9 protein-coding genes are annotated in these 12,389 nt (G+C 66.2%); all 9 read right to left on the bottom strand.

Features of this window, described 5'->3' with window-relative positions:
* A partial coding sequence (locus VM94_RS15880) for an acetate/propionate family kinase (RefSeq protein ID WP_046684703.1) occupies positions 1-847 on the bottom strand: 847 nt, incomplete at its 3' end.
* Positions 844-2,259, bottom strand: coding sequence for a bifunctional enoyl-CoA hydratase/phosphate acetyltransferase (locus tag VM94_RS15885; RefSeq protein WP_046684272.1), 1,416 nt, complete (start codon positions 2,257-2,259; stop codon positions 844-846). The genes VM94_RS15880 and VM94_RS15885, both read right to left, overlap by 4 nt.
* A gap of 9 nt (positions 2,260-2,268) precedes the next feature.
* Positions 2,269-4,533, bottom strand: a complete 2,265-nt coding sequence (locus tag VM94_RS15890; RefSeq protein WP_052755783.1) for a DUF3141 domain-containing protein — start codon at positions 4,531-4,533, stop codon at positions 2,269-2,271.
* 48 nt (positions 4,534-4,581) lie between these two features.
* On the bottom strand, positions 4,582-5,706 hold the full coding sequence (locus VM94_RS15895; protein WP_034746452.1) for an ABC transporter permease: 1,125 nt from the start codon (positions 5,704-5,706) through the stop codon (positions 4,582-4,584).
* 1 nt (position 5,707) lies between these two features.
* Positions 5,708-8,455: a ribosome-associated ATPase/putative transporter RbbA gene (gene rbbA / locus VM94_RS15900; protein WP_313902984.1), complete on the bottom strand. Its 2,748-nt coding sequence runs from the start codon at positions 8,453-8,455 to the stop codon at positions 5,708-5,710.
* Between the two features lie 2 nt (positions 8,456-8,457).
* Positions 8,458-9,531: an HlyD family secretion protein gene (locus VM94_RS15905; protein WP_046684274.1), complete on the bottom strand. Its 1,074-nt coding sequence runs from the start codon at positions 9,529-9,531 to the stop codon at positions 8,458-8,460.
* 18 nt (positions 9,532-9,549) lie between these two features.
* Positions 9,550-10,998 (bottom strand): efflux transporter outer membrane subunit, encoded by a 1,449-nt coding sequence (locus VM94_RS15910; RefSeq protein WP_046684275.1) that lies wholly within the window; start codon positions 10,996-10,998, stop codon positions 9,550-9,552.
* A 10-nt stretch (positions 10,999-11,008) separates the two neighbouring features.
* Positions 11,009-11,791 carry an enoyl-ACP reductase FabI gene (fabI, locus tag VM94_RS15915; RefSeq protein WP_185982173.1) on the bottom strand — a complete coding sequence of 261 codons (783 nt, stop codon included), beginning with the start codon at positions 11,789-11,791 and terminating at the stop codon, positions 11,009-11,011.
* Positions 11,788-11,973: a hypothetical protein gene (locus VM94_RS15920; protein ID WP_046684276.1), complete on the bottom strand. Its 186-nt coding sequence runs from the start codon at positions 11,971-11,973 to the stop codon at positions 11,788-11,790. Before VM94_RS15920 ends, fabI begins: the two co-directional genes overlap by 4 nt.
* Positions 11,974-12,389 lie beyond the last annotated feature (416 nt).

Genomic DNA, 12,389 nt, shown 5'->3' on the forward strand with positions numbered 1-12,389 from the left:
CGCCCAGCAAGCCCGACTCGTGGTACAGCACGTGCGCCACCTTTTCCAGCGACAGTTTTTCGATCTCCATCAAGTAGATGACGGCGCCCGGATCGAGCGAACCGCAGCGCGTACCCATCATCAAGCCGTCGAGCGCGGAAAAACCCATGGTGGTGGCCACGCTGTGCAAATTGTCCATGGCGCACAGGCTGGCGCCGCTGCCGAGGTGGGCCACGATGACCTTGCCGCGCGCGACTGGACCGAAGCGCTGCTCCAGCACCAGCGACTGGTATTCGTACGACAGACCGTGGAAGCCATAGCGGCGCAAGCCCCGCTCCCACGCGTCGTAAGGCAGGGCCAGCATCTGCTCGACCTGCGGCACCGTGTGGTGGAATGCCGTGTCGAAGCACGCCACCTGGGCGATGTCGGGGCGCGATTCGAGCAGCACCTCGATCGCTTCCAGCGCGAACGGCTGGTGCAGGGGCGCCAGCGGCACATAACTTTTCAGGTCGGCCAGCACGGTGAAATCGATGCGCACGGGGGCGAAATACTTGCTGCCGCCATGCACCACGCGGTGCGCCACGGCGCGCAGCGGGCGCCCATCCAGCTGCGCCACGACTTGCGCGCGGATGTATTCGAGGGCCGCGTGATGCGGCTGCGTCGCATCGAGCTGCAAGGCGACTGCCGGCAGGCCGCCGGCGCGGTAGGTGGCGTTTTCACGGCCGATGCCTTCGACCTTGCCGCTCCATTGCGCCTGCTGCGGCAGCACGCCGCCCGCCTGCTCGAACAGGGCGAACTTGATGCTCGACGAGCCGCAATTGAGCACCAGGATCAGGGTGCCATCGGCATGTTGGACTGCTGCGTTCATGGCGGCGTGCTCCGGTAATGGTTGGCCAGCATCACGGCGATGGCGCACGAGGCGATGCGGCTGGCGCGCGAGTCGGCGCGGCTGGTGAGGATGACGGGAATTTTCGCGCCCAGCACGATGCCGGCGCTGTCCGCGTCGCCCATGTATTCGAGCTGCTTGGCCAGCATGTTGCCGCTTTCCAGGTCGGGCACGAGCAAGATGTCGGCGCGGCCAGCTACTTCCGAGACGATGCCCTTGACGGTGGCGGCGGCGATCGACACGGCGTTATCAAAAGCCAGCGGGCCGTCGAGGATCGCGCCCGTGATCTGGCCACGGTCGGCCATCTTGCACAGGGCGGCCGCATCCAGGGTCGCCGGCATGTCCGCGTTCACTGTTTCCACGGCGGCCAGGATGGCCACGCGCGGGCAAGCCACGCCGATCACGTGCGCCAGGTCGATGGCGTTGCGTACGATGTCGGCCTTCATGGCCAGATTGGGCGCGATATTGATGGCCGCATCCGTGATGATGAAGGGGCGCGGATACGCGGGCGTCTGCATCAGGAAGCAGTGGCTGATGCGACGCTTGGTGCGCAGGCCGGCGCTGGCCGACAGCACGGCCGACATCAGTTCATCCGTGTGCAGGCTGCCCTTCATCAAGGCTTCCACTTCGCCCTTGCCCGCCAGTTCGGCGCCGCGCGCGGCGGCCGCATGGCTATGTTCGACGTCCTCGATGGCGATGCCGTCCAGGCTCAGGCCCGCTTCGGCCGCCACGGCTTCCAGGCGCGCGCGCGGCGCCACCAGCACGGGCGTGATCAGGCCGGCCGCATGCGCGTCAAGCGCGCCTGACAGGCTCAGTTCATCGCAAGGGTGGATCACGGCCACCCTGATCGGACCCAGGGTGCGCGCGTGCTCGAGCAGGCGCCGCGTGCCGTCGCCGTTATGCAGGCGTACTTCCGGCAAGGTGGCGCGCTTGCGTTCGATCTGCTCGGCCGGCGCGATCACCTGCGCCTCGCCGTCGAGCACCACGGCGCCATGCTGGTTGACGCAGCGGCAAGCCAGGGTCACGTGGCGGTTGCGCGGCTCGAGCGCCGTGACGGTGACGCTGATGGCCAGGGTATCGCCTACGCGCACGGGCTGCAAGAAGCGCAGGGTCTGCCCCGTGTAGACGGTGCCGGCGCCGGGCAGGCGCGTGCCCAGCACGGCGGAAATGAGGGCCGCGCCCCACATGCCGTGGGCGATCACGCCCTCGTAGCGGGTGGCGGCGGCAAATTCCGTATCGAGGTGCTGCGGGTTGTCATCGCCCGACATCACCGCGAACAGGGCGATATCGTCCATGCTCAGAGTGCGCGTGATGCTGGCCGTGTCGCCGATGGCGATCTGGTCGAAGGTGCGGTTGCGTACGATATTCAGATCATCGTCTTGGGGAGTAGTCATCGTGGTCTTCTATGCAGGGGTAATGTGTTTGGCCGGTCTGGCTTTGGGGCCAGACTGGGGTGCGACTTCAGATGCGCCCACTGCCGGAGACTGCGCCTTGACCGCGCGGTCGAAGACGTCCAGCATCTGCTGCAGGCTCGCTTCCTCGTCCGGCGTCGGCGCCTCGGGCACTTGCAGCACTTGCTGCAGCCATTCGGCCAACGCGCCGATGTCGTCCGGGTCGGCGCGCGACAGCAAGGCCGGCAAGGCGGCGATGGCGGCGTCGAAATCATGCAGCATCAGGCGTGCCTGCTGGCGCACGATACCGCGGAATTCCTCCATGCCGACATCCTGCCGGTATTGCGGCTTGATCAGTTTGAGGGCCAGGTTGACCCTGCGTTCGTCGGCGATCATGCGGAAGCGATAGATGTAGAACAGCGCGCGCACGGCCGCTTCCACCAGGCCGCCCCGCTGCATGTCCTCGTCCATCTTGCGCGTTTCGCAGCGCACGTATTCGCAATGCTCGGGCGAGATGCCTGGATGGGGGCGCGGCGGCGTCGTGTCGCCGATGGCTTGTCCCGTCAGCGCCTGCACCAGGGGCGAACCGTACACCAAGTCGAAGGTCGTTTCCTGCACCATGTCACGCCAGTCGCGCCAGCCGTTCAAGCCCGCCGTGATGGCGCCGGAGATGGCTTCCTGCATGGCCAGCAACGGATTATCGGGCGCCACCGGCTGACGCTGGGCGCGCACTTTTTCCGCTTCCCTGGCCACCAGCCTGGCCAGCGGATTGTGATCGGTCCAGCGCTCGTACGACACGCGCAGCGGGTGCGCGAGCTGCAGGAAGCGCGCCGTCTGCGGCGTGACCATGGCGCGCACCCACGGCTGCGCAAACGTGCGGTACAGGGCCAGGTTCACCTCGGACACGCGCGCGGCGGCGGCGAACTTGCGGTCGTTTTCCACGCTCGGTTGCACGATGGCGCGCACGTCGTCGATGCCGCGATGCTCGACCTGCAGCACGTAGTCGCCGCTGGCCAGGTCCGCGTTGGGCGTGTCGGGCGTCTTGTCGACGATCCTCGCTTCGTAGATGCCGGCCGGCAGCAGGTTGATCAGGTCGATATTGCTGGCGAATTTCTGGTGTTCCTTGTGCCCCACCTTGGCCGACACAAAAATGCCCAGGTGGCCGATGCTGTCATGCACGGCATACACGATGGTCTGGTCGTGCAGCAGCACGTCCTTGTCGTCGCGGTACAGGTCCGTGATCCAGCCCAGGGCCTGCGGCGGCGGCGTGATGTTGTCGCCGTTCGAGCAGAACACGACGATGGGCGAACGGATATTGCGCAAGTCCAGGCGCACGCCGTCGGAGGTGATCAATTCGGCCGTGGCCAGGCGGTTGCCGATAAACAGATTGTCGACGATGTACTGCATCTCGACGTCGTTGAGGAAGACGTGGCCGCCCCAGTATTTTTCAAATTCCAGGTAACGGGGCGCTTCCGTGTCGATGTTCGCGTACAAGTTGTACTGCTTGCTCCACAGGGTGTTGGCCGGGTTCAGCTTCTCGAAATTCTGCACCAGGCTGGCGCCGTCGAAGCGGCCGTTGCCCAGGTCGCCCGCCAGCGCCGTGGCCCAGCTACCGCCCATCAGACCGCCCGCGTAGCGCATCGGGTTGCGGCCATGCCAGCCGGCCCAGTACGACACGGGCGCGCCGGCCACGATGATGGGGCCGAACAGTTCCGGGCGCATGGCCGCCGTCATGAGGATTTGCCAGCCCGCCTGGCAATTGCCGATGACGACGGGCTTACCCTCGCTGAGCGGATGCAGGGCGATGACTTTTTCCAGGAAGGCCGCTTCGGCATGCATCACGTCTTCCACCGTCTGTCCCGGCACGGGATCGGGCAGGAAGCCGATGAAGTAGCACGGATGGCCGGCGCGCAGGGCCACGCCGATCTCGCTTTCGGCCTTGAAGCCGCCGATGCCGGGACCGTGTCCCGCGCGCGGATCGACGACGACGAAGGGGCGCTTCGATGGATCAGGCTCGGGCGCATCGGGCGTCAGAATGCGCGCCAGGCCGTAGTTGACGGGGCGCGGCAGCTCCAGGCCCGACATCACCAGTTCGGCGGGGAAGTCCAGCACGTTCGGCACTTCCTCGGCCATGTGCTCCTGGTACTGGTTGCCGCGCCGGCGCATCACGTCCGCGTACAGCACGATGCGCTGCCACGAGTCGCGCGCATAGTCGCCCAGCAAGCCCAGCGACGGCAAGCCGCCGGCGGAAAAAAATGGTGCAGCTTCGGTCTTCATGGCTATCCTTTTCATGCAAAAAAACGCCGGACCATTCCGGCGCGGGATCTACGCCATCTGGCTGATGGTCTTGCGAAAACGGGCAAGGGCAAACGTAAACAGGGCCGTGCCGATGGCCAGCAGGGCCAGGAACGGCTTCCACACCACATCGATGCCGGCGCCCCGGTACAAGATCGCCTGGCTCAATTCGACGAAATGCGTGGTCGGGGCGATCAGCATGATGTTCTGCACCAGCTCGGGCATGCTTTCGCGCGGCGTGCTGCCGCCCGACAGCATCTGCAGCGGCAGCAGCACGAGGATCAGGAGCATGCCGAACTGCGGCATGCTGCGCGCCACGGTGGCGAGGAAAATGCCCATCGATGTGGTGGCGAACAAATGCAGCGCCGCGCCGCACAGGAACAGCGCGATCGAGCCTTCGATGGGCACGTGCAGCATGCCGCGCACCACGAGGTTCAGCGACAGGGCGGCGGCCAGCAGCACTACGAGGCCCATCGACCAGACCTTGCCCAGCATGATCTCGGCCGGCGTCACGGGCATCACCAGCAAGTGCTCGATGGTGCCGTGTTCGCGCTCGCGTATCAGCGCCGCGCCGGTGAGGATGATCGACAGCATCGTCACCTGGTTGATGAGCTCCATCAGCGAGCCAAACCAGGCCTGGCTCAGCGACGGGTTAAAGCGCGCGCGCATCACCAGCTCCACGGGCGAGACGGTCGCCCCCCGGTAGCGCTTGGCGAATTCCGATATTTCGCCGGCGACGATCTGCTGGATGTAGCCGCTGCCGCTGAAAGCCTGGCTCATGCGGGTGGCGTCCACGTTCAGCTGCAGCTCCGCCTGGCGTCCGCCCAGCACGTCGGCCTGCAGCTTGGGCGGGATCGTCAGCACGAAGGTGTACTGGCCCGCGTCCAGGCCCGCATCGACCTGGCTCTGGTTGATCATGGCAGGCGGCGTGAACTGGGGCGGGAAGAAGGCCGAGGCGATGCGCCCGGACAGGGGCGAGCCATCCTCGTCAACGATGGCGATCGACGCCATGTGCAGGGTTTCCGGCTTGGCCGTGGCGGCCACGTAGATCGCCAAAGTGAACGTGTAGAGGATCAGGATCAGCATCATCGGATCGCGGATCAGGCTCCAGATTTCCTTCACGCCCAGGCGGTAGATATTTTCAAGGTGGCGCATGTCAGCTCTCCTGCTTCTTCAACAGCGCCACGGTCACGCCGAGGATCACGGGTATCGCGATGATCAACGGCCAGAACGAGGCGTGCAGGTCGCCCAACCCCAGCGCCTTGTTGAACACGCCGCGGCTGATATTGAGCATGTGCGTGGCCGGGTACATCAGGCCGATGGCCTTGCCCACGCCTTCCATCGACGAGACGGGATTGAGCAGGCCGGAAAACTGGATGGCCGGGATCATGGTGCCGATCATGGTCACGAACAGGGCCGCGATCTGGCTGCGCGTAAACGTCGAGGCGAACAGGCCGATGCCGGTGGCGCAGATATTGAAGATGAAGGTGGCGCCGATCAGGGTCGCCAGGCTGCCCTTGACCGGCACGCCAAAGGCGGTGACGGCCAGCAGCGCCATGAGAAGGAAGTTGAACATGGCCAGCGCCACATACGGCACCTGCTTGCCAAGCAAGAATTCCAGGCGCGTGACGGGCGTCACGTACAGGTTGATGATGGACCCCAGTTCCTTTTCGCGCACGACGGACAGCGCCGCCAGCATGGCCGGCAGCATCAGCAGCAGCAAGGGAATCACGGCCGGCACCATGGCCGGCAGGCTTTTCACGTCGGGGTTGTAGCGAAAGCGCGTCTGGATGGCGACGGGATTGCTCATCGTGACGCCATAGCGGTGCAGGGCCTGATCGGCCAGCCACAGCTGGTGCATGCCCTGCACATAGCCTTGCACGGTTTCCGCGCGCATCGGCATGGCGCCGTCGATCCACGCGCCCACCTGGGCGGGAGCGCCGCGCTGCACGTCGCGCGCGAAGCCGGGCGGGATTTCGATGGCCAGCGACAGTTCTCCACTGCGCATGCGCTTGTCGATATCGGCGTAGTCGCGCAGCGGTGCTCGCTCGATGAAATAGCGCGAGCCGGCCAGGTTGTTCGTGTAATTCTGACTCAACGTGGTCTGGTCGTGGTCGAGCACCGCGTAACTCAAGTCTTCGACGTCGAGGCTGATGCCGAAGCCGATGACGAATAGCAGCAGCACGGAGCCGCCCAGCGCCAGGGTCAGGCGCACGGGGTCGCGGCGCAATTCCAGGGTTTCGCGCCACATGTAGCTGAGCATGCGGCCCAGGCTGAAGCGGCTGCGCCGGTGTTCCTGCTGCGGTGCGGCCGTTTCAGCTTTCCGCACGGGTGCCGGCGCTTCCTGCACCGCCGCCGGCGCCGTGCCGCCGCCCGCCTCTTCCAGGTAGGCGATGAAAGCCGCTTCCAGCGAAGGCGCGCCCTTCTTGCGCACCAGTTCGGCCGGCGCATCGCTGACCAGCACTTTACCCGCATGCATCAGCGAGATGCGGTCGCAGCGCTCGGCCTCGTTCATGAAGTGGGTGGAAATGAAAATGGTGACGTGGTCGCGCCGCGCCAGCTCGATCATCAGGCGCCAGAAATTGTCGCGCGCGATGGGGTCGACGCCGGACGTCGGTTCGTCGAGGATCAGCATTTCCGGCTTGTGCACCATGGCCACGGCCAGCGACAAGCGCTGGCGTATGCCCAGCGGCAGGCTGTCGGGCAAGTCGTCCATCACCGCGCGCAAGTCGAAGCGCTGCGCCATCTCGTCGATGCGCGCAGGTATCTCGCCCTCTGGCACGTGGAACAGGCGCGCGTGCAACACGAGGTTCTGGCGCACCGTCAGTTCGCTGTACAGCGAGAAGGCCTGCGACATGTAGCCGACCCGGCGGCGCGTGTCGATATCGCTGGAATCGACCTGCTTGCCGAACAGCCAGGCCTTGCCTTCCGTGGCCGGCAGCAAGCCCGTGAGCATCTTCATGGTGGTCGACTTGCCGCAGCCGTTCGAGCCGAGAAAACCGAAGATTTCGCCGCGGCCGATGCGGAAATTCACATGGTCGACGGCCGTAAAATCGCCGAAGCGCATGGTCAGGTCTTGCGCTTCGATGGCGACGTCCTGCGCGCTGGCGGCGTCCAGCGGCGTGATGACGACGGGCTGGTGGCCCGCCCGCTTGGCTTCGGGCAGCAGCTTGATGAAGGCCGCTTCCAGGTTGCTGCTGTCCGTGCGCGCCAGCAGTTCGGCCGGCGTGCCCGTGTCGAGCACCTTGCCGTCGTCCATGGCCACCAGCCAGTCGAAGCGCTGCGCTTCGTCCATGTAGGCGGTGGCCACCATCACGCTCATTTGCGGGCGCTGCACGCGGATGCCGGCGATCAGGTCCCAGAACTGGGCGCGCGCCAGCGGATCGACGCCGGTGGTCGGCTCGTCGAGAATCAGCAGGTCGGGATCGTGGACCAGCGCGCAGCACAGGCCCAGCTTCTGCTTCATGCCGCCCGACAGCTTGCCCGCCGGGCGCGCGAGGAACGGCTGCAAGCCCGTGCTGCGGGTCAGCTGGTCGATGCGGCGGCGGCGTTCGGCCGCGTCGTGGCCGAACAGGCGCGCGAAAAACTGCAGGTTTTCCTCGACCGACAGGGTCGGATACAGATTCTTGCCCAGGCCTTGCGGCATGTAGGCAATGCGGGGGCAGACGTCGTCGCGGTGGCGCGCATCGCGCATGTCGCCGCCCAGCGCCATCACGCTGCCCTGCTGCACGGCGCGCGCGCCGGCCACCAGCGACAGCAGACTCGATTTGCCCACGCCATCGGGACCGATCAAGCCCACCATGCGGCCGGCCGGCACATCGAGGTCGATGCCGGCCAGCGCCACCGTCTTGCCGTAATGCTGGCTGACGCCGCGGATGCTGACGACAGGGGAAGTGGAAGCCACAGTCACTGCGGAACCTTCGCCGTCAGTTCAGCGGGCCAGGCCTGCTTCGCATCGAGACGCACCCAGGCCACGCCGGGCAAGCCTACTTTCACCAGCGCCAGATGCTTTTGCAGCAGTTCGCGGCTGATCTGCGCCTTCACGCGGAACATCAGTTTCTGGCGTTCGCTGGCCGTTTCCACCGTCTTCGGCGTGAACTGCGCGCTGGCGGCGACGAACGAGATCGTCGCCGGTATCACGTACTGGGGCGCCGCGTCGAGGATGATGCGCACTTCGCCGCCCAGCGCCACCTTGCCGGCCGCCGTCTCGGGCAGGAAGAAGGTCATGTAGACGTCCGACAGGTCGACCAGGTTGAGCACCTTGCCGCCGCCGGCCAATACTTCGCCCTGCTGCGCCACCAGGTATTGCACGCGGCCGTCGCGCGGCGCCGCCAGCTGGCCATCGGCCAGGTCTGCATCGATGCGCGCCGTCGTCGCCTCGGCCGCCACGACGGCGGAACGCGAGCCGACCACCTGCGCTTTTGCCGCGTCGATGGCAGCCTGCGCCGCCGTCACCTGCGCCCTGGCCGCATTCAGGGCGGCGGCCACGCTGCGCACGCGGGCGCGGTCGTCGTCGAGTTCCTGCACCGAGGACGCGCCCTCTTTCGACAGGGTGTCGGAACGGGCCAGGCGGCGCTTGGCCGCATCGAGTTCGCTTTCGCGCTGCGCCACCATGGCCAGCGCGGCCGCCTTGTCGCTCTCGCGCACGGCCACCTGCGCCTGCGCGCCGACCACCGCATCGGATGCCTGCTGCTGGCGCGCACGGGCCTCGTCGCGCTGGGCCGCCAGCGAGTCCACCTGCATGGTGGCCAGCGGCTGGCCCGCCTTGACGAAGTCGCCCTCGCGCACGAGGATCTCCTTGACCCTGCCGGCCAGCTTGGTGGCGACGTCGATTTCCGTTGCTTCGATGCGGCCATTGCCGCTGACAAAACCTTCGCCGGGGCCCGTGGGACGCATTTTTTGCCAGGCCACATAGCCCAGCACGAGAACGGCCACGACGAGCGCCGCGGGGATGAGTTTTTTCTTCAGTTGAGCATTCATGGTATCGGGGCGATCAAATTAGTGGGTGGAAGCGGCGGCGGAAGCGACGGGCGCGCCGCCGCCCAGGGCCGCATACAGGCTGACCTGGCTCGAGAGCAGCGCGCGGCGCGTCTGCACCAGCTGCTGCTCGACCGTCAGCAAGTCGCGCTGCGCATCGAGCACTTCCAGGTAGGGCGCGGCGCCATTGTCGTAGCGCAGCTTGGCCAGACGCGCCCGTTCGCTTTGCGCGGCCAGGGTCGTCTTGCCGATGTCGACCTGCAGCGCCAGCCAGCGCCGGTTCGACAGCGCGTCGGCCACTTCGCGGAAGGCGCCCTGCACGCTTTTTTCATAATTGGCCACGGCCATGTCGCGGCGCACCTCGGCCAGATCCATATTGGCGCGCAGGCGGCCCGCATCAAAGATCGGCAGCACCAGGCGCGGCGCGAGATTCCAGGCGCCGCTGCCCGAATCGAACAAACCGTTCAATTCCGCGCTGGCCGTGCCATAGGCGGCCGTCAGCGAAATCGTCGGGAAGAAGGCGGCGCGCGCGGCGCCGATATTGGCTTGCGCGGCGCGCAACTGGTGTTCGGCCGCGATCAGGTCGGGACGCTGCGCCAGCAGGGACGAAGGCAAGCCCGCATGCAGCGGCTGCAGCACGCTGGCGTCGTCGAAGCGGCGCACCTCACCGGCCACCGGCGTCAGATCGACGGGGCCGCCCACCAGTTGGGCCAGCGCGTGCGCCTGCACGGCGCGCGCCTGTTCCAGCTGGGCCGACAGCGAGAGGGCCTGGCTGAGCAGGGTTTCCACCTGCGTCAGGTCCAGCTTGGAAATCGACCCGACTTCAAAACGGCGCGTGAAGATGCGCAGCGATTCTGCGCGGCTGTCGACGGTGGCGCGCGCCAGTTCCACCCTTTCGTCGAGTTCGCGCAAGCCCAGGTAGCCGTTGGCCACCTGCGCCAGCAGGGCCACGCCGACGGCGCGGCGCGCCTCGTCGCTGGCCAGCAGGGTTTGCAGAGCGCTGTCTTTCAGGCTGCGCACCCTGCCCCAGAAATCGAGTTCCCAGGCGCTCACGTTCAAGCCCGCCTGGTACTGCGCGCTCGTCATGGCGCGGCCCGTCGGACTCAGGTCGCCGGGCACACGTGCGCGGCTGCCCGAGGCGCCCAGCGCGATGGTGGGAAATTGCTCCGCGCGCTGGATGCCATACGCGGCGCGCGCCTCTTCCACGCGCAAGGCGGCGATGCGGATGTCGCGGTTGCTGGCCAGCGCCTGCGCAATCAGCGCCTGCAGGCGCGGATCGGCAAAGTAGCTTTGCCAGGCGACGTCGGGCGCATGCGCGCCGGCCGGATCGCTTTCCGGATACTGCGCCGCCACGGGCAGCGGCGGCGGCGCATACGGCGGCGCCATCGAGGCGCAGCCGGCCAGGGACAGCGTGGTTGCCAGCGCGGCCAGCATGGCGCGGTGTGGCAAAGTGAAAACAGCCATGGTCATCATCTTCCAGTCAATTCAGAATGTTGTAGCCGCCATCGACGTACAGTGTGCCGCCCGTAATCGCGCGCGCGCCGTCGCCGGCGAGGAAGGCGCACAGCGCGCCCACGTCCTCGATGGTGGCCAAGCGGCGCATGGGCGAACGTTCGATGGCGTCGGCCATCAGGCGGTCGAAATGGGCGATGCCGGAAGCGGCCCGCGTTTCCAGTGGTCCCGGCGAAATGGCGTTGACTCTGATGCCTTGCGGCCCCAGTTCGGCCGCCAGGTAGCGCACCGACGCTTCCAGCGCCGCCTTCACGGGCCCCATCAGGCCGTAGTCGGCGATGACTTCCTCGGCGCCCAGATAACTCATGGTCATCAAGCTGCCGCCGTCCGGCATCAGCGGTTCGGCCAGTTTCGCCATGCGCATGAAGGAGTGGCAAGAGACATCCATCGCCTGCGCAAAGCCGTCGGCCGAACTGTCCGTCACGCGGCCATGCAGGTCGTGTTTTGGCGCATAGGCGATGGAATGGACGACGAAGTCGATGCACCCCCACTGCCGTTCGATCTGCGCAAACAGCGCTTCCAATTGTCCCGGCACGGCCACGTCGAGCGGCGCCATGATGGACGCCTGCACTTGCAGCGCCAGCGGTTCCACGTGCGGCCTGGCCTTGTCATTGAGCCAGGTGACGGCCAGTTCGGCGCCGGCCGCGCGCAGGGCGCTGGCACAGCCCCAAGCGATGCTTTGCGCATTGGCGATGCCCACCACCAGCCCCCGCTTGCCCTGCAAGGGCAGGTGCGGCAAGGGGGCCGTCATGCCGGGACCGGACGCAGGGCGGGCCACGGCGTAGCCGCCTGCACGCTACGCACGGCACCGGCGCGCATGGCGGCGGCGCACATGGCCAGCGTAACGCCGCCGGCGCGCGCATACGGCAAGGCAATCGGAGTGTGGGGATGGAGGGTACTGCACGCGTCAGGCGCGGGGGTCTGCATCTTCATGAATCGGCTTCCGTGACTGAAATTCGAGGCCGGCACCAGTGCATTCTCGGGGAACTGGTACAGGGCGAAAATTACTCTACAGCATTTAGATACGTGATTCGCGATGAGTCCGGTCCGCATGCTTATCGTTTTGAGCTAGGTCAACTATAAGTGCGATTGCGGCAATGCAACATTGATATACATCAAATTCTACATCAATATTATTTAAATGAACTAATTGACAAGCAAGCGAATCGCGGTGCTTGTTTGATAACATCGTGGGGCTGGCACACAGAAAAGCGGCCGTGCAAAAGAAGGAGAGATTGCCTGGAAAACAAGCGGTGGGGCGACTTGGCGCGAGGCGCCAGGCGGGAACGGGCAAAAATGGGGGCCATGCTATTGCGATGCAACATGGCCCACCATGCTTTACTAAAACG

The sequence above is a fragment of the Janthinobacterium sp. KBS0711 genome, from assembly GCF_000988085.1.
Lineage (GTDB): Bacteria > Pseudomonadota > Gammaproteobacteria > Burkholderiales > Burkholderiaceae_D > Janthinobacterium > Janthinobacterium lividum_E.

Bases quoted from the DNA above. Each gene is read 5' to 3' on its own strand.
- VM94_RS15890 (WP_052755783.1), bottom strand. From the start codon at position 4,533: ATGAAGACCGAAGCTGCACCATTTTTTTCCGCCGGCGGCTTGCCGTCG.
- VM94_RS15905 (WP_046684274.1), bottom strand. From the start codon at position 9,531: ATGAATGCTCAACTGAAGAAAAAACTCATCCCCGCGGCGCTCGTCGTG.
- VM94_RS15895 (WP_034746452.1), bottom strand. From the start codon at position 5,706: ATGCGCCACCTTGAAAATATCTACCGCCTGGGCGTGAAGGAAATCTGG.
- fabI (WP_185982173.1), bottom strand. From the start codon at position 11,791: ATGACGGCCCCCTTGCCGCACCTGCCCTTGCAGGGCAAGCGGGGGCTG.
- VM94_RS15885 (WP_046684272.1), bottom strand. From the start codon at position 2,259: ATGACTACTCCCCAAGACGATGATCTGAATATCGTACGCAACCGCACC.
- VM94_RS15910 (WP_046684275.1), bottom strand. From the start codon at position 10,998: ATGACCATGGCTGTTTTCACTTTGCCACACCGCGCCATGCTGGCCGCG.
- VM94_RS15920 (WP_046684276.1), bottom strand. From the start codon at position 11,973: ATGAAGATGCAGACCCCCGCGCCTGACGCGTGCAGTACCCTCCATCCC.